Source organism: Emticicia aquatica (assembly GCF_923079645.1).
Taxonomy (GTDB): Bacteria; Bacteroidota; Bacteroidia; order Cytophagales; family Spirosomataceae; genus Emticicia; species Emticicia aquatica.
On the sequence record NZ_CAKLPY010000001.1, the window covers coordinates 1388654 to 1408647 of the forward strand.

Below are 19994 nucleotides of genomic sequence, written 5' to 3' on the forward strand. Positions count from 1 at the left end.
TAGGTTTTAAGCGTTGGCAAATATTTTTGAGAAATAAACATCTTCTAAATCACCAGTTACAGCTTCAAAAGTTCCGTCTGGATTGGTATCTGATAAAACATGAATAATTGGATTTCCGCCAATAAGTTTTTCAGAAATAACTTTGAAATTTTGTTTAAAATCACTCAACTCAGCTTTATTGATGCGTTTTTGCCAAATTTTGCCTACAATTTCATTTAAAGCTTCATCAGGGCTGCCTTTAAATAAAACCTCTCCTTTATTAAAAATGGCCATGTCCGAACATAATTCTTTCACATCCTCTACAATATGCGTCGATAAAATAACAACTGTATTTTCTCCTAATTCAGACAAAAGATTCAAAAAACGGTTACGCTCTGCAGGGTCAAGTCCTGCCGTTGGTTCGTCCACAATAATTAATTTGGGATTAGCTAAAAGTGCTTGTGCAATGCCAAAGCGTTGCTTCATTCCACCCGAATAACCACCCAAATTTTTCTTACGAGCATCCCAAAGATTCGTTTTTTGTAATAAGGCTTCAACTACAGATTTACGCTCGCTTGCATTTGTAATTCCCTTTAAAACAGCTAAATGATTCAACAAAGTGGTTGCATCAACCTTTGGATAAACACCAAATTCTTGGGGCAAATAACCCAAAGTTTTCCGAACCTCATCCTTTTGAGTTAAAACATTGATTTCTCCCAACAAAATCGAGCCACTATCTGGTTCTTGCAATGTTGCAATTGTTCTCATCAATGATGATTTTCCAGCACCATTTGGTCCCAAAAGACCAAACATTCCTTGATTTATTGTGAGATTTACGTCCTTTAAAGCCTGAACGCCGTTACTATACGTTTTGTTAAGATTGGAAATAATTAGCTGCATAAGGGTTTAAGTTTGATGGTTTTATAAGCAATTGAGAAAAAAATCAAGTTTTAAGAAGTAAATAAATCTAAATAAGTTTGGGCAAAGTGAAGTATTGCCAAATTTTACATAATTCAAAGTTAAATTTATACAAATTTTATAACAATAAAATGTTATGAAAGGAATATAAGAAGGGATAAACTGCAATAAATATGTGATGAAGATATAATATTTAAAAAGCCGAGTAAACTCGGCTTTTTAAATATTTAGTATGGTATTTTATAGTTTTGACTTGTTACAGAAATAAAAATTATTTTTTACCTACAGAAATCATATTGGCAAATAATCGGTAAGCACCAGGAACGCCCGCTGGCAATTGTCTGAAAAATGCTAAACCTGTAAATATAAAATTGCCTTTTCCATATTTTGTGTAAAGCACACTTCCTTCTTGTTCGGTTTCATTTGCATCATTTATTGCAAAAATAGTTTCGTATTTATCACTCCATTTATCGGCAAAATATAAACCTCGCTCTTGTACCCATCCTTCAAAATCTTTAGACGTAATTTTATTTGGAAAATTTAACAGTGGATGTTCTGGTTTCACTATTTTCATTGTTGCCGTTTCATCAGTAACCCTCCCACGACCAATTCCCAAAGGAAACGGTCCAATTTCTTTCACTTTTGAAACGCCGTAAAAAGCGTTAGTTTGATATTGTGTTACTACATTTCCACCATTATTTACGTATTCCATTAGTTTTTCTTGAAAATACTTTAAATGTTCTTCTGTATTATATGCACGAACACCAATAATAATTGCATCAAATTGATTCAAATCTTTTGCTAGTTCAACTGGTGTAAGCATCGTTACTTGGTAACCAATTTGTTGCAAAGCGGCAGGAACTTCATCTCCCGCTCCAGCAATATATCCAATTTTGGTACCCTTCTTTTTTAAATCTATGCGTAAAGCTTTGGCTTCAGCAAATGGAAAAAGTGTTAAAGTTGGTATATGTTTGTATTCTATCGAGGCAATACCTCTTTCATAAGAACCACTTGTTGTTTGGGCAACTGCCTTTAAAGTAATTTCAGAAGCCGAAGCTGACGGAAATACTTTAAATGTCACTTTCTTTTCTTCGTATTTATCCTTTAATTCAAAGCCAATTGTAGCAGGTTCTACCTTCCAAGTAGTTGGTACTTCTAAAGAAACTGAGCCATTTATGCTTTTTTTTCCTGCTTTCAAAGTTACGACTACATCTTTGGGTGAATTATCAGCAAATGAATAAACTTTCTCGCCAATAGTTGCTGTAACTTCTGGACGTACTTCAAAATAACGATAAATTTCTCCATCAGAAGGTTCAACAAATTTGTAAGTCAAAGGAGTTTGAAATGTAAAAGATTTTCCTTCAATATTAATGGTAAACTCACAAACTAAATCTGCTGGTTTCATTGGCAAACCACGTAAAAGTTGGTCATTTACTTTATAAAAACCCTTTTCTTTCTTTTCTACTAACCAATATGGTTGAGTAATCGGCTGATTAGCTGGAATTTGTAAATCAACGTTAATATTCAGTCCATCATTATAAACCAATTTTTTATTAATAATTGTATCTTGTTTTGTACCTTTAAAGGTCAGTTTTTCAAGTGTAATATTCGCATTACTTCTGCTTACAACATTGACATTTACTTTGATTTTATCGTTAGGAGAAACTGAATAATCACTAGGATTTGCTTCAAACCAAAGGCCTGCACAAGCTAGAATCAATTCTTTTACTTCGTTTTTCTTATAACTTGTCCAAACATTTTCCTCTAAAGTTGCAATCGAATTATAAATTTCAATTAATGCAGGAACTGAGGCTGAAGGATTTTGTGCTTTAAAATTTGAAAGAGCGTCATTAATCATTTTCTCAATTTTTTCGCCACCACTAATTCTTTTCCACGAAACATCAATCCCATCAAACAAATCATTTTTTGCTTCCTCACCTGCTTTATGCAAAGCATAATCTGAGCGTTGATTTTTAGTTTTTGCTGAGCCAAATCCTTGACTTTTGTGCATACTTCTAGCTTCTGCAGCAATTTCTGTATAAGATTTGCCTAATAAAGGATTATAATCTCCTAGTGGAATTTTTACGTAACTTCCTTCTGGCTGATTATTTTGAAAATTTGGTGAAAAAGAATTCCAAACCAAACGTTTGGCTTGCCAAGTTTTAACAAAAGCTAATTGTTCAGGAAAACGATTTGGGTCTGCAGCAGCCTTAAAAGCTTCTTCAGCCAAAACCGCAGAAGCTGAATGATGCCCGTGTCCTGCACGAGCGTCTGGTGGAAAACGTGTTACCATTACATCTGGCTGAAAATTACGAATTCGCCAAACTAAATCCGCCAAAATTTGTTCTTTCCCCCAAAAAGCTAACGCTTCATCGGTAGTTTTTGAAAAACCAAAATCGTTTGCACGTGTAAAATATTGTTCGCCTCCATCTATACTTCTTGCACCTAAAAGTTCGTGTGTACGTAAAAGCCCAACATATTCTCCTTGTTCGGGCCCAACTAAATTTTGTCCGCCATCACCACGTGTCATGGCAATATATCCTGCACGAACCATTTTTTCTTTAGAAAGCCAAGTAATAAATAGCGTATTTTCATCATCAGGATGAGCAGCAATGTATAATACATTGCCAACAACATTGAGTCGTTTCATGGCTTGCAGGATTTCTCCCGTACTCATCTGCTTAGTTTGGGCAAAATTTGAAAACGATAAAATTGTTAGAAAAAGCGTTATTGTTTTTTTCATTGGTAGTTTTTTAATACTTAAATATAAAATTTAGGGTTGAAATGAATCATAAACCGAAAATACTGTAAAACCATCAAACCTACAAAGTATAAGTAAATTAAAAGATTGAAAGACCGTTTCTCTGCCTTTTTGTTAATTTAAAATTACAGTCTTAATTATTATGAGAAAAAATATACTATTCTATTATAATAAATGAGTTTTAGTCAATTTTTAAAAGATAAATTAATGTTTTATATCAAAAAAGTACTAAAATTCTATTAAGGCTTTTTTAAACAAATCAATTATCGTAAATTTGCAAACTTTTCAAAAACAGTAATAACTAAACTCAAATAGACGACTTATGGATTCTATGATTATTTACCTTGTTCCGCTTTGTGGACTTATTGGCTTACTTTACACTGCTTGGCGATTCAATTGGGTATCAAAACAACCTGCTGGAGATGCTAACATGCAAAAACTTTCAGGCTATATTGCCGATGGAGCGATTGCATTCTTAAAAGCAGAATGGAAAATTCTTGCTTATTTTGCCATACCAACGGCTATTTTATTAGCTTGGTTAGGCTCTTCAACTGACAAATCTTCATGGATTATCTCAATTGCATTTTTAATCGGTGCATTGTTTTCTGCTTTTGCTGGTTATGTTGGAATGAAAATCGCAACAAAAGCTAACGTTCGGACGGCTCAAGCAGCTCGTACTTCATTGGCACAAGCCCTTAAAGTTTCATTTACTGGTGGTTCAGTTATGGGAATGGGTGTTGCTGGTTTAGCAGTTTTAGGATTGAGTTTATTATTTATTATTTTCTATAATTATTTTGCTAAAGGTGAAGCTTTAACTTCAGAAAATATGAGAATTGCCATCGAAGTTTTGGCTGGTTTCTCATTAGGAGCTGAATCAATTGCTCTTTTTGCTCGTGTTGGTGGTGGTATTTATACGAAAGCTGCTGATGTTGGTGCTGACTTAGTTGGTAAAGTTGAGGCTGGAATTCCAGAAGATGATGTTCGTAATCCAGCTACAATCGCTGATAATGTTGGAGATAACGTTGGTGACGTAGCGGGTATGGGTGCCGATTTATTTGGTTCTTACGTGGCTACAATTTTGGCAACGATGGTTTTGGGTCAAGAAATAAATGTTACAGATAATTTTGGTGGATTTTCTCCAGTTTTATTACCAATGGTTATTGCTGGTGTTGGTCTTTTGGCATCTTTGGTTTCTACATTTTTTGTTAGAATTAAATCTGAAACATCATCTGTTCAAGCTGCGTTGAATATTGGTAACTGGGCTTCAATTATCATTACTTTTATTGCTTCGTATTTCTTAGTAAAACATATTTTACCAGAAACACTTTCACTTCGTGGACATGAATTTACATCAAATGGTGTATTTATGGCAATCGTTGTTGGTTTGATTGTTGGTGCGTTGATGTCAATCATCACAGAATATTATACTGCAATGGGAAAACGTCCAGTTTTGTCAATTATTGAAAAATCTGGTACTGGACACGCTACCAATATCATTGGTGGATTAGCCGTTGGTATGGAATCAACAGTATTACCTATTTTGACTTTAGCTGCTGGTATCATTATGTCATACTATTTTGCTGGTCTTTATGGAGTTTCAATCGCTGCTGCAGGTATGATGGCAACAACGGCTATGCAATTAGCTATTGATGCTTTCGGACCAATTGCTGATAATGCTGGTGGTATTGCTGAAATGTCACAATTACCTCCTGAAGTTCGTGAGCGTACAGATAATTTGGATGCTGTTGGAAACACAACTGCTGCAACTGGTAAAGGTTTTGCAATTGCCTCAGCTGCTTTAACTTCATTGGCATTATTCGCTGCATTTGTTGGTATTGCTGGAATTAGTGCAATTGATATTTATAAAGCCCCAGTTTTGGCTGGTTTATTTGTAGGTGGAATGATTCCATTTATTTTCAGTGCCTTGTGTATTTCGGCAGTAGGTAAAGCTGCAATGGAAATGGTAAATGAAGTTCGTCGTCAATTCCGTGAAATTCCTGGAATCATGGAATACAAAACTGAGCCAGAATATGAAAAATGTGTGGCAATTTCAACAGAGGCTTCAATTAAACAAATGATTTTACCAGGAGCGATTGCTTTAGTAACGCCTGTTTTGGTTGGATTTGGCTTTAAAGGTGTTTTTGCTGATACATCTTCACCTGAAATTTTAGGTGGTTTACTTGCAGGTGTAACTGTTTCAGGTGTATTGATGGGAATTTTCCAATCAAATGCTGGTGGTGCATGGGATAATGCTAAAAAATCTTTTGAAAAAGGCGTGGTAATTGATGGTCAAACTTATTACAAAAAATCTGAGCCACATAAAGCATCCGTAACTGGTGATACTGTTGGTGACCCATTTAAAGATACTTCTGGCCCATCAATGAACATTTTGATTAAATTGATGTCAATTGTTTCTCTTGTTATTGCTCCTTATATTGCTGTTACTTCAAATACGGAAGTGGCTGAAAAAACAGAAATCGTTGAAGCTGCAATGCCAGTTAGTATTAATAAATCATTGTCATCAGGCGTTACATTAAACTTCTTGGAAGGTGGAATTGAAGACCAAGTTATCAAATTTATCGAATCAGATGTTGAAGCTGGAAAAGATAATTGGTTCAACTTCAAAGCCTTGAATTTCAATTCTGGAAGTAATGCAATTGATTCAACTTCGATGAACGAAGTAAAAAATATCGCTGAAATCTTGAAAGCGTTTCCAACAGTTAACATCAAAGTTGGTGGTTATACAGATAATGAAGGAAATGACGCTGCAAATTTGAAACTTTCTAGCGAACGTGCTGCTGCTGTAAAAGCTGCTTTAGTGGCTATTGGAATCGATGCATCTCGTTTAGAATCTGAAGGTTATGGAGAGCAACATGCAGTTGCTTCTAATGATACAGAAGAAGGTCGCTCGCAAAACCGCAGAATTGCTGTGAGTGTTAGAAAGAAATAATTTTGTTAGAAATTTTTCTTTTAAATTCATAAAAACAAAGCTCTTTTCAGATTTGAAAAGAGCTTTGTTTTTTTATACTATTCTTGAAAATATCTAATTTATTGTCTTTTTAATTGCAAATTTCTGTTTTAAAAAAGTTTATCGACAACCAATAATTTGTGCGGTAAATGTAACTCCGCTATCAGTTTTAAAACCTGCATTCAGCTCAATTTTATTAGTTGCACTAAAAATCACTCTCGCTGCATTAGAAATTTGAGCCGCACTCTCAATAGCATTTAAAGCCGAAAAATAACTTGTTGAAGTGATTGAAGAATTTAACGTAAGATTTTGTTCAATTCCACAAGCTGAAATTTGATATATTTTATCGAAAGTTGCTACAAATAATTCACCATTTCTATCTTCTCCAAAAGTAATAGGATTTGTCATCAAAACTCCCTTTAAATCGTTAGTAATTTGACCATTAGGCAACCTTTTCAAAAGCCAAAACTTTCCTGAATTATAATCAGCATAACAGTAATATCCATTCAATTCGGGATATTTACTACCACGATAAACAAAGCCTCCTATAACCGAAGCAGGTTGATTGCCATTAAAATTATACCCCTCAAAAGTAATAATTGGAAACACAAAATTATTTGTATTAATGGAACAATTTTGAGTCAGATGTAGCATATTTCCTTCATAACAACTCCAACCATAGTTTTTATTTTCAAAAGTGCCAGCAGCCACAAAATCAACCTCTTCAAAACTATCCTGTCCCACATCACCAATCCAAATATCGCCCGTCAATCTATCGAATGAAAATTTCCATGGATTTCTTAATCCAAAACCAATAATTTCATCTGGAATTCCATCTCCAAGTGTTTGAAATGGATTTGTAGCTGGTATATAACTTGGCGAATCGACATCAAATCTCAACATTTTACCTTTAACTGTTGTTAAGTTTTGTGCATTTCCAAACTCATCACCAAGCGTGCCTCTTACTCCAGATGCACCATCTCCTGTTGTTGTGTACAAATAACCATCTTTAGCAAATTCTAAATCGCCCCCTTCATGTCCATCATTATTAAGGTAACTAAACAAAATTAGTTCTGAATTTATCTCTGCTAAATTTTCATCAAACAAAGATTTTGAAAACCTCGAAATAACACAACTTGCATCATTTGCTTTATATTTTACATAGAAGTAGCCATTTTCAAGGTAATTTGGATGAAATGCAACCGCCATTATCCATGTCACTTGATTTGTCAAATCTAAAAATGGAGTCATTAATACCTGACCATTTGAAAGAATTTTAATCTGATTTCCATCAACAATAAACAATCTATCATCGCCAGCAGTCGTAATATCTACAACGGAAGAAAAGCCTTCGGCTACTAAATTTAATTTTATTTCTGGAGATTGAGCAAAAGATAAAACAGGAATGACTAGTAGGATTAGAAAAAATTTCATTGTAAAATATAATGTATATTTTGGGTCTTTAAACGTAAAGTTACAAAAACAATTTCCGAAATAAAATTAGGTAAGATTTAATGGTCACGATTAGTTTTAAAAGTAAGTAATAAAAAAAAGGCCTCGAAAGAAAAATCTTTCGAGGCTTTTATGAATCTATAATTCAAAACTATGCAACCACATTAACAATTCGCTTTGGAACTACAATAATCTTCTTCGGCGTTGCTCCTTCTAACCATTTCAGAACCAATTCATTTTCTAAAACTAGCTTCTCAATTTCTTCTTTACTCATATCGGCAGGAAAATTGAGTGTTGCCCGCACTTTACCGTTTATCTGAATCGGATATTCAAATGAATCTTCAATCAGATGTTTGGCATCAAATATTGGAAATTCTTGAATCGTAATACTTTCAGAATTCCCTAAAATTTGCCATAATTCCTCAGTTACGTGTGGTGCATAAGGAGATAAAATCACAACTAATTTCTCAAGAATTGATTTTTTATGACATTTCAAGTCTGATAATTCATTCACACAAATCATAAATGAACTTACGGAAGTATTGAATGAAAATGCTTCAATATCTTCCGAAACTTTCTTGATGGTTTTGTGTAAAGCCTTCAATTCATCTTTTGTAGGTTCAGCATCTATAACCAAATATTTACCATTTTGGTCAAAAAACAAACGCCAAAGTTTACGAACAAAACGATAAGTTCCTTCAATTCCACGCGTATCCCAAGGCTTACTTTCAGTCAATGGCCCCAAAAACATTTCATAAAGACGAAATGTATCTGCTCCATATTTCTCAACAATTGTATCAGGATTTACTACATTATACTTAGATTTTGACATTTTCTCAACTTCAGAGCCACAAACATATTTGCCATCTTCTAAGATAAATTGTGGGTCATCACCAATATCATTTCTTGTTGATTTGAATTTTTCTACATCTAAAATATCATTTTCAACAATGTTTACATCAACATGAAGTTTAGTTGTCTCATAATTATCTTTCAAATTATATGACACAAAAGTAACTTTCTCTGCATCTTTAACTCTATAAACAAAACTCGAACGCCCCATAATCATCCCTTGATTGATGAGTTTCATAGCATATTCCTCTTGTGGAACATACCCTCGGTCTTTCAAGAATTTATTCCAAAAACGACTGTACAACAAATGTCCAGTTGCATGTTCGGTTCCTCCTAAATATAAGTCAACATTTTGCCAATAATCAATCGCTTCTTTTGAGGCAAATTCTTCATCATTATGAGCATCCATGTATCTAAACCAATACCAGCTACTTCCCGCCCAACCAGGCATTGTTGAAAGTTCGTATTCATTCCCTTTATAATTCCAACCTTCTGCTCTACCTAAAGGTGGTTCTCCATCTTCAGTAGGCAAATACTTGTCAATTTCAGGTAAAACTAAAGGTAAATCTTGGCTATCAATCAAATACGGTAAACCATCTTTAAAATAAACAGGAACAGGCTCTCCCCAATATCTTTGACGAGCAAAAACCGCATCACGCAAACGATAATTCACTTTTCCCTTTCCAATGCTTCTTTCTTCCAGCCAAGCAATCAATTTTGCCGTTGCTTCCTTATAACCCAACCCATTAATCATACCTGAATTAATGTATTTCCCTTCTTTTGTAGCATCAGCTTGTGTTTCTATTCCAACTTGACCATCAAGTATTTGCACGATTGGTAACCCAAAATGCGTTGCAAAATTCCAGTCACGTTGGTCACCAGAAGGTACGCCCATTACCGCACCAGTTCCATAACCAGCCAAAACGTAATCTGCAATCCAAATTGGCACTTTTTCACCACTAAATGGATTGATACAATAGCTTCCAGTAAATGCACCCGAAACCGTTCTTACATCAGACATTCGATCTAACTCTGAGCGTTTTTGTGTTTCTGAAATATAATTTTCAATATTTTCCTTTTGTTCTAGTGTGGTTAATGAAGCAACTAATTCGTGTTCTGGAGCTAAAACCATGAATGACACTCCATAAATTGTATCTACACGAGTGGTGAAAACTTCAATAATTGTTGTTGGTTTGTCTTCAACTGCAAATTTAACCATTGCTCCGACTGAGCGGCCAATCCAATTTTTTTGTTGTTCTTTCAAAGAATCAGACCAATCAACCAAATCCAAACCATTAATTAAACGATCAGCATAAGCCGTGATTCTCATCATCCATTGTTGCATTTTTTTCTGAATCACAGGATAACCACCACGTTCAGAAACACTGTCTTTCACTTCATCATTCGACAACACCATCCCCAACGCTGGACAAAAATTTACAACCGCATCAGATAAATAAGTCAACCGATAATCTAATGAAATTTTATATTTTTCAGATTCTGAAAAACTATTCCATTCATCCGCAGAAAAACTCAATACATCATCACCACAAACCGCTTTCACTCCAGTAGTTCCATTTACTGCAAATTTAGCATACAATGTTTCGATGGCTTCCGCTTGATTTGACTCATTATTGTACCAAGAATTAAACAATTCCATGAAAATCCATTGCGTCCATTTATAATATTTTGCATCAGATGTACGCACCTCTCTACTCCAATCGTAACAAAAACCAATTTTTTTCAATTGGCTAATATATGTTGTAATGTTATTTTCAGTAGTTATGGCTGGATGTTGCCCAGTTTGTATAGCATATTGTTCAGCAGGAAGTCCAAATGAATCAAAGCCCATTGGATGAAGCACATTGAAACCTTTCAGACGTTTGTATCTTGAATAAATATCAGTTGCAATATAGCCCAGTGGATGACCTACGTGTAAACCTGCACCAGACGGGTAAGGAAACATATCAAGCACGTAAAATTTGGGCTTTGAATGGTCTATTTCTACTTTGTATGTTTGGTTTTCTTCCCAAACTTGCTGCCATTTTTTTTCAATCTCTCGATGGTTGAACTCCGACATTTGCGATTTGTTGTAATGAATGAAATATTTTGAAGTCAATAATTTTAGCACAAAAATACAATTTTAAGTGCGTAACGTTATTATTTTTATTGAATTTATATCAATAACTTTCACTTTACCATGAAAACAATTAATTTAAATATACACGAAAAAACAAAAAAGCTGACTCAACGAATTGAATCAGCTTTAAATATTTTAAAGGAAATTGTTTATTTTTTGGGTTTTGGAGCAAGAAAAACAATCATTCTCTTACCTTCTAACTTCAACTCTCCTTCTGGCTTGCCGTATTCTTCTAATCCTGCAATAAATCTTTTTAATAATGCAACACCCTGGTCTTTGAATACAATTTGTCTTCCAACAAAATGTACGTAGGCTTTAACTTTTGCATTTTCTTTTAAGAAACCAATTGCGTGTTTTAATTTGAAATCAAAATCATGGTCATCTGTTTGAGGGCCGAATCTGATTTCTTTGATAACAGTTTTTGCAGCTTTGGCTTTTATTTCCTTTTGCTTCTTCTTTTGGTCGTACTTAAACTTAGAATAATCTACAACTCGACAAACAGGCGGTGTAGCAGTCGGAACAATCTCAACTAAATCAAGACTTTGTGCTTGTGCCATCGCAAGAGCTTGTGCAGTATCAAAAATACCTTGCTCTACATTATCCCCTACTAAACGAACCTGAGCGGCACGAATCCTTTGATTGATTCGGTGTTCGTCTTCCTTTTGTACTGGTCTTCTGAAATTACGATTGAATGGTTGTTGTGCCATTTAACGATTTTAAGGTTTCTAAAAAATTGAATTTTACGAAAGTACTAATTATTTTATTAAAAACAAATAATAAATCGCTTATAAATACTAATTATTTTGTAAAGTAAATCAAATTATTGACGAAACTGAGGAATATTTTTATTTATTTCAGTTTTTGCATAAATTATAAATTCTTCGATTGTCATTGAGCCTAAATCACCCTCACCTTTTCTACGAACAGAAACCCTCCCTTCTTCAGCTTCTTTTTCTCCAACAATTAACATTAACGGCAATTTGTTCACTTCAGCATCACGAATTTTTCTACCAATTTTTTCGTCACGATGGTCAACAAAACCTCTAATATCTTGCTCTTGAAGTGTTAAGAATAGCTCATTTGCATAGTCTTCATATTTCTCTGAAATAGGCAAAATTGCAATTTGGTCTGGTGAAAGCCACAATGGAAAATTACCTGCTGTATTTTCAATTAAAATGGCAATAAATCTTTCCATTGAGCCAAATGGAGCTCTATGAATCATTACAGGACGGTGTTTTTGATTATCCGAACCAATATACTCAAGTTCAAAACGGTCTGGTAATTGATAATCGACTTGAATTGTTCCAAGCTGCCACTTACGTCCAAGAGCATCTTTCACCATAAAGTCTAATTTTGGTCCGTAAAAAGCTGCTTCACCCAATTCTTCAACAGTTTTCAATCCTTTTTCAGCAGCTGCACGACGAATGGCATTTTCGGCCTTATCCCAAGCTTCATCTGAGCCAAAATACTTAGTTTTATTTTCTGGGTCACGAAGCGAAACTTGAGCAGAGAAATCTTCAAAGCCAAGCGATTTGAAAACATACAAAACTAAATCAATTACTTTTTTGAATTCTTCCTCAACTTGGTCGCCAGTGCAAAAAATATGGGCATCATCTTGCGTGAATCCTCTTACACGAGTCAATCCATGCAATTCACCACTTTGTTCGTAACGATAAACTGTTCCAAATTCTGCCAATCTCAAAGGTAATTCACGATAACTTCTAGGTCTAGCACGAAATATTTCGCAATGATGTGGGCAATTCATCGGTTTCAACAAAAACTCTTCGCCTTCTTCGGGAGTTGTTATTGGCTGAAACGAATCTTTACCATATTTTTCCCAGTGACCAGAAGTCAAATACAATTGTTTACTACCAATATGTGGTGTCACAACTTGCTGATAACCAGCTTTTACTTGTGCCTTACGCAAAAAATTCTCCAACCTTTCACGAAGCATTGCACCTTTTGGCAACCACAATGGCAGACCTTTTCCTACTTTTTCTGAAAAAGTAAATAAATCTAGTTCTTGTCCTAATTTTCGGTGGTCACGACGTTTTGCTTCTTCTAAAAGTTGCAAATAATCATCTAATTCTTTTTGTTTAGGGAAAGTTACACCATAAATACGGGTTAACATTTTATTATTTTGGTCACCTTTAAAATACGCCCCAGCTACATTCATTATTTTTGCAGCTTTAATAAAACCCGTATTTGGAATATGTGGCCCACGACATAAATCCGTAAAGTTTCCTTGGCGATAAAATGTTATCGAACCATCCTCTAGTCCTGAAAGCAAGTCTAATTTATATTCGTCACCCTTTTCTTCAAAGTATTTAATGGCATCAGCCTTGGCCATTGGAATTCGGACATATTCGTTTTTCTGACGTGCTAGTTCCAGCATTTTGTTTTCAATTTTCTTGAAATCATCATGTGAAATCGCTTCTCCATTTGTATCAACGTCATAATAAAAACCATTTTCGAGTGGTGGGCCGACCCAAAACTTAACATTAGGATACAATGATTCCAATGCTTCTGCCATTAAATGGGCTGATGAATGCCAAAATGTAGATTTTCCGTCCGTATCATTCCAAGTCAAAAGTTGAACAGTTGAGTTTTCTTCAATTGGCAGATTAGCATCTTGAACTTTTCCATTCACTTTTGCTGCCAGTACATTCCTTGCCAATCCTTCACTAATGGAAAGAGCAATATCATAACTCGAACTCCCTTTTGGATATTCTCTTTCGCTTCCGTCCGGTAAAGTAATTTTAATCATAAAAATATCAGTCAACAATTACTTATTATATAATATACTTTTTAAAAAATTTAGAACCTCAATCGTCTTGAAGAGTCTGTTTTAATATTTACTTTTTTCTTTGGTGCAATAATATTCACTTTTATCCTTGCTGTATCTAATAATTTTCTTGGTTCTTCAACAACTGGCTTCACAGCAGGCTCAACTTTTTTCTTAGTTGGCACAGGAATTGGGGCAGTATAAACGCCCAAAGCTGAATTAATTTGCCCCGAAACTCTATTCAATGCGATAATTGCTTGGGTATTATTTGGGTCTCTTTCAACTTCAGCTTTCAAAAACTCTTCAGCTTTTGTTAATAAACCCAATTGTTCGAGTGTCAATGCAATTGAATAATTAATATTTGGAATTTCAGGATTTGCTTCCAACACTTTTTCGTAATATTCCAAAGCTTTGTTATAATTTTTCCAACGGAAATAAATCGTTGCCGAATAAAGCATAGCATCTGTTCTTCCAGGCTCAATAGATGTGGCTTTATCATAGTAAACCAACGCACTATCTAACCTACCAAACTTACTAAATACTAATCCTCTATCAATATAAAACTCAGGATTTCTTGGAAATTGCAAAATTGCACTTTTATTAACAGCTAAAGCTGAATCGTATAGTCTTTTATTTTTTAAAATTTCCGTTAGCTTTGAATAGCCAAGTTTGAAAGAAGGTTTCATTTCAATTGCTTTATTCATTTTCAAAATAGCAGTTGAAGTATCTCCTTTTCGAGCAGCCAATGTGCCTTGATAGAAATAAGTTTCGCCATCAAAAGGTGCAATTTGCAAGGATTTTGCTAGATATTGTTCTGCAATTGCTAAGTCGTTTCGTTGCTGGGACAAATCTCCAAGTAGTGTATAAAGTTCTGGAGTTTCTACATTTAAAATTTCTGCACTTTGGGCAAATGCAAATGCTTCTCTGAATTGTTTCAAGTCTCGTAATATTAGAGCTTTCACAAAAAGATATTTCCCTGTATTTTGTTTCAAACGGTCAGCTCGGTTTATATCTTCCAAAGCCTTTTTTGAATCACCCATTTTATGCAAGATAATTGCACGTTTGAAATAATTTTCGGCTACACTCGGATTACTTCTAATAGCATCTGTTAATGCTTCTAAGGAAGCAATATTCTGAATATTTTCAGCCTGAAATGGTGTTGGCGGAATTTTAGAACGTTCTCGATTTCCTTGTCCGCACGCATACAAGAGAATCGAAACTAGCAACAAAAAGAAAATGTTATTTTTATTCGACATCAGATTTAATTCACAAATTTGAAAGCAAATTCGTTTTTATCAAAAACAAAAAATGACCAATTGTGAGATATTTTTCACAAAAATCCGAATTTTTTCTTATAATAAAAACGATTAATAGAATTATGAGTAGTGATATAATTACTTTAGTACATTTTATTCAAATTTAATGCGGCTAAATCACTAAAAATTAAGGTTTTACAAATTTACAAATTCTGATTATCACACCGTACTAAATCGATAGAAGACGCCTAAAGGCAACTTTTTTTGAAAAGAATCTTCTAAAACCAGTTCTCCCATTTCTGGGTTTTGAATATCTGTCTTATTTTGTCTAATAATCGTTTCGGCAATCACTGCCGAAAAGCCCATTGAATATAAATTCAGTATAAAAAAATGGTGATTTTCATCCAATAATTCTAAGCAGTTTTTTAATAATTCGTTTAATCCTTCTTCCAAAACCCACTTTTCACCATCAGGGCCTCGACCGTATGCAGGTGGGTCAAGAATGATTCCGTTATATTTTTTTCCACGTTTAACTTCTCTTTTCACAAACTTTAAAGCATCTTCAATTACCCAGCGAATATCGGTCAAATTACTTGCCTCCATATTTTCTCTAGACCAAGAAATTACTTGTTTCACAGAGTCAACATGTGTAATATCTGCCCCATTCGCCTTTGCAACCAATGATGCTCCACCTGTGTAAGCAAACAAATTTAATACTTTTGGTGCTTGTTGAAGAGCGTTTTTCCCGTCTTTCATCAAACTAATTTTTTCCTCAATATAACGCCAATTGGCTGCTTGTTCAGGAAAAATCCCGACGTGTTTGAATGAAGAAAGTGAAAGTTTGAATTTCAACTTTGTTTTACCTTGTTCATAATTCATCAACCACTTTTCGGGCATTTTCTTAATATTATGCCATTCACCTCGCTCTTCGGGACTTAATTGGTCACGTCCTTTGGTTTTTTTAAAAATAGCCGAAGCTTTTTTTTGCCAAATTTCATCAGAAAGTGATTTATCCCAAACTGCTTGTGGTTCGGGGCGGGCTAGAATATATTCGCCAAAGCGTTCTAGTTTTTCATAATTGCCCGAATCGAGCAATTCATAAGAAGCAATATTCGGAGTAAGTAAATTATACAAGTTAACAGTTTTTTTGGCGAAGATAATAGGTTTAAAGATAAAAAGCTTAATAAAACTCTGAACTCCTCACTTTGCTTAGATAAATAATTTTTTTAATATTAGTTTCTGGAAGCTGTTGTTGACCTTTTTTGCGTTTGGATGGCTTTTCTTTTGGGGCGTTTTTATCTTTCAAAACTTCAAATTTTATACGGCTGCCATTTGCAATAAAATAGTTTTCATACCAATTTCGTACACCTTGATAAGTTGGTATGTATTGTGCATTTTTCACATCTCCTTCTTCGTCTGAAAGCTTAAATGTTTTTGCATTTGTAAATCCTAAATTATTTCCAATCAATAAATTGCCTTTGACACACGTTACAACCGATTTATTGCTAGAAATTGCCAATGCAACATCTAATTGAGGAGAAAGTTGACTCAAATCAACTCTTGATTGAGACATCAAATTTCCTTCTAAATCAAAATTTGCTACCAGTCCATTCAAATAACTATATCCTTTAAAAACTTGCTTAGACTGTGAATGTGGATTATTAAAGTTAGCATTCAAAAACAAGGGATTATTGGCAGTATATGGGTTAGAATTGTTATAAAAAGGCGAGCTACTTGAAACAACTTGATAAATTGACTTATAAAATGTTCCTCCCAAAGAAATTACATTGTTATCAATTGAAACTTCTGACGGTGAAAAAATGTGGCTATTAGCAATTTTTTTTACTATTTCGTCATCAATATTTGGCGTTCCTTTGAGTAAGATTCTATAATCATAAAATTTTGTTAAAGTTGTTTTATCGGCATCAATTTTAGAAAAAAACAGACCTTTATTTCCTGTATTTGATTGATACGTACCTGTAATTATTTTCGTTACGGAATCAATTTTGGTTAAAGAAGCAGTTAATGGAAAATTTCCAGCACTCGAATGAATAATATTTTTTTGTATCAATTTACCAGTTGTGTCATACTTAGCAAAAACGACGAAAGCATCTTTAATAAACTCTCCCTTTTTTTTCTTTTCATTAGTGTACCCTAACACTTTAACTGACCATAAACTTTCTATGATATTTTTTTCAGGCAAATATTTAAAATATTGAACCTTAGTTTTGCCTCTCAATCCTGCTGAAATCAGTTCTCCTACATCTGCTTTAAAATTATACTTATAAAAACTAGCTCCATTTTCATTTAATCCAGCCATTAAGATTTGATTATCAAAATAAATATAATTTTGATCTTGAAAATACTCTCTTAGTTCAAAACCCATATTTTCAAATTTCCCGTCGTCCAAATCAATTCTAAAAAGTTGATAATACATTCCTTGATTCTCGCTAAACATAAATGTAACAAACTTATTATCAAGCGAATAGAAAGAAGGTTCTCCTTCTACATCAAGGAAAACTTCTGTTTCCCAGACTTTTTTTAAATTTGTATCAAAACGTATAGCTAAGGCCTTCGTAATATCCTTTTTGGCGAAAAGTAAAACGCCGTTTTTACCTAATGGGATAATTTTTTGCCAAGTTGGTCGTCCACTTATTTCAATTTCTATCGTCTGCAAAATGCCGCTAATCTGAGCTTGGGCAAAAAAACAAACATTTATTAAAAATATTGTTACTATTATTTTTCTCATCCAAAATTTAATTCGTGAAATAAGCTTGTTAAAAAGCAATTTTATTTAAATAAAACACTCTTCTTCCTCCTTCATTTTTATTCATAATTCTTTGATAACCCCAAGCCAAATAGTAGTTTTCGTGCCAATATTCGATGTCATCTGTGGCAGTGTCACGAACTTTATCACCTTCTTTTTGTGTATCAATATCAATCGTTTTGACTCCTTCGACAACTTCTCTTCCTTTAACAATTTTACTTGATAATTTACCTTTATTGCTATAAACTAAGGCAATATCATTGTTCTCAAGACGAATTTTGACTTTTTCTTTTAAATCCATGCTTTTTACATTGTCAAAGCTAAAACTATTATCCCAGAGCAAATTTCCGTTCAAATCAAAACCTGCAACGACCGCATGTGTATATTTGAAGCCATCAAACATTTGATTATTATTTCCATAATTTGAATACATCCAAGGATTCCACGCCCATGAATTTAAACCATAATATCGTGAAAATCTCAATGCGTTTATCGAGCTATATCCGTACCCAAATGGTGAGCCAAAAGTGCTTCCATAAAAGGGAGAACCATAATTATTATATGTTTTGAACTCTGGATAAAACACTTCTGCCACCAAAATATATTGATTGTCCTTTTTAATAATATCATGTACCAAAACTCTATAATTGAGCTTTAAGTCATCGCCTCTTCCCTTTTTCTTTTTAATCTTTTTCTCAATTTTTTCTTGTTGTTTTAGGCTTAAAAACTTGAAAAAATTACTAAAATCAGTAAAACTGTGCATTTTCAAATATTCTGGATTTTCACCATCAACTTTACTAATGTACAAACCTTGTGACATCGGCACTCCATTTGATTGATAGCCATTATAGCCATAATTTCCAATCATCAGTTGAGTTCCATCATTCAACGAAAATAATTTTCCAGTCAGTAAGCCAAAATCGTCCTCAGGCTCAACCGTTAATTGCTCAACAATTTTACCATTAGGATTAATTCTTTTTACAGCCATGTAACTAGAACGACCCTTTTTTACTGAATAAGAAACAACTAATAAATCATTGGCATCATCAAAATCGATTGATGAAATACTTGCAGTTCCTTTTATTCCGCCAGCCAAAATACGAGGTTGCATTTTGTTCAAATTTACGCTCATTAAAACGGGTTCATCTTTAACCATTCCCGCCAAATAAGCATTTTCGTTGTGTACTTTAAACTCAGAAATCTCAAATCGTTTGATATTTTCAAAGAAAAACTTTTGCATAATTCCAATTCCAGTAGATACTTTGATGATCTGGTACAAATCAGAATTGTATTTACTAAACAAAAAATATACATCACGACCATCATGGTAATAATCTACGAAAGATTGATTTTCGTCTAATTCACCGTTGACAGCCCAAGTTTGCTGTAATTGCGAATCAAATTTGATAATCGAGAATGACGTTTTACCAGTTTTCGATAATAACAATACGCCTTCCTCGCCTAAAGTAATTACTTGATAAGCTTGGTCGTCGCTTCGAGTTGGGATTTCAATTCTTCTTACACTTTGAGCGTAAGAAATATTATTTTTAAACCCAAAAAAAATCACTAATAACAAACTTAATAAAACCTTTTTTTGATGATTAATTTTCATACGCTTTTGAAACAATTATGTCAAATTCTTCTTTTTTGAGCTGCTGAACCGAAAGCCTTGATTGACGAATCAAAGAAACATCCTGCAAACGTACATCAGCCTTAATTGATTGTAAAGTAACCGTTTTGGGTAGTTTTTCAACAGGTGTTAAGTCAACAACAACCCAGCGTGTGTCGTCTGTTGTTGGGTCTTGATAAGCTTCTTTAACAATTTTAGCAATTCCAACCACTTCGACTCCTTCATTGGAATGATAGAATAAAACCAAATCATCAATTTTCATCGCTGCCAAATTGTTACGGGCTTGATAATTTCTGACGCCATCCCAAGTTCCTACGCCTTGTTTAACGAAATCGTCCCAAGAATATTTGAATGGTTCTGATTTAACGAGCCAATAATTCATCGTTTTCTGATTAAAATTTAATTAAAGTCTAAACAAAGATTTCTTATGAACAAAAATACGCTAATTTTAATAATTAGTCACGTTTTCATCTAGTTAACTTAATG

12 protein-coding genes are annotated in these 19994 nt (G+C 33.9%); 1 reads left to right on the forward strand and 11 read right to left on the reverse strand.

Annotated elements, in window-relative coordinates; all coding sequences use genetic code 11:
- Positions 1–6 precede the first annotated feature (6 nt).
- Positions 7–879, reverse strand: coding sequence for an ABC transporter ATP-binding protein (locus tag MJQ71_RS06035; protein WP_238805455.1), 873 nt, complete (start codon positions 877–879; stop codon positions 7–9).
- Between the two features lie 289 nt (positions 880–1168).
- The gene (locus tag MJQ71_RS06040) at positions 1169–3640 is read right to left on the reverse strand and encodes a PIG-L family deacetylase (protein WP_238805456.1); all 2472 of its coding nucleotides are present in this window, start codon (positions 3638–3640) and stop codon (positions 1169–1171) included.
- A 340-nt stretch (positions 3641–3980) separates the two neighbouring features.
- Here MJQ71_RS06040 and MJQ71_RS06045 point away from each other — a divergent pair, with 340 nt between their 5' ends.
- A complete protein-coding gene (locus MJQ71_RS06045) occupies positions 3981–6608 on the forward strand; it encodes a sodium-translocating pyrophosphatase (RefSeq protein ID WP_238805460.1) in 2628 nt (875 codons plus the stop codon).
- Positions 6609–6746: 138 nt separating this feature from the next.
- Here the strand turns inward: MJQ71_RS06045 and MJQ71_RS06050 are convergent, their stop codons facing one another.
- The 9 genes from MJQ71_RS06050 to MJQ71_RS06090 all read right to left on the reverse strand — a co-directional run bounded on the left by MJQ71_RS06050 (position 6747) and on the right by MJQ71_RS06090 (position 19890).
- Positions 6747–8060 (reverse strand): PQQ-dependent sugar dehydrogenase, encoded by a 1314-nt coding sequence (locus tag MJQ71_RS06050; RefSeq protein WP_238805462.1) that lies wholly within the window; start codon positions 8058–8060, stop codon positions 6747–6749.
- A gap of 169 nt (positions 8061–8229) precedes the next feature.
- Positions 8230–11010 (reverse strand): leucine--tRNA ligase, encoded by a 2781-nt coding sequence (gene leuS / locus MJQ71_RS06055; protein ID WP_238805464.1) that lies wholly within the window; start codon positions 11008–11010, stop codon positions 8230–8232.
- Between the two features lie 209 nt (positions 11011–11219).
- On the reverse strand, positions 11220–11777 hold the full coding sequence (infC, locus tag MJQ71_RS06060) for a translation initiation factor IF-3 (protein WP_238805467.1): 558 nt from the start codon (positions 11775–11777) through the stop codon (positions 11220–11222).
- Positions 11778–11890: 113 nt separating this feature from the next.
- Entirely contained in the window at positions 11891–13837 is a 1947-nt protein-coding gene (gene thrS / locus MJQ71_RS06065; protein ID WP_238805472.1) for a threonine--tRNA ligase, read from the reverse strand.
- A 50-nt stretch (positions 13838–13887) separates the two neighbouring features.
- Positions 13888–15111, reverse strand: coding sequence for a tetratricopeptide repeat protein (locus MJQ71_RS06070; protein ID WP_238805474.1), 1224 nt, complete (start codon positions 15109–15111; stop codon positions 13888–13890).
- Positions 15112–15330: 219 nt separating this feature from the next.
- Entirely contained in the window at positions 15331–16245 is a 915-nt protein-coding gene (locus MJQ71_RS06075; protein WP_238805476.1) for a class I SAM-dependent methyltransferase, read from the reverse strand.
- A gap of 46 nt (positions 16246–16291) precedes the next feature.
- A complete protein-coding gene (locus MJQ71_RS06080) occupies positions 16292–17860 on the reverse strand; it encodes a hypothetical protein (protein WP_238805478.1) in 1569 nt (522 codons plus the stop codon).
- 28 nt (positions 17861–17888) lie between these two features.
- Positions 17889–19490, reverse strand: a complete 1602-nt coding sequence (locus MJQ71_RS06085) for a hypothetical protein (protein ID WP_238805480.1) — start codon at positions 19488–19490, stop codon at positions 17889–17891.
- The gene (locus MJQ71_RS06090) at positions 19480–19890 is read right to left on the reverse strand and encodes an EVE domain-containing protein (protein ID WP_238805481.1); all 411 of its coding nucleotides are present in this window, start codon (positions 19888–19890) and stop codon (positions 19480–19482) included. The genes MJQ71_RS06085 and MJQ71_RS06090 overlap by 11 nt, the downstream gene beginning before the upstream one ends.
- Between the last annotated feature and the right edge of the window lie 104 nt (positions 19891–19994).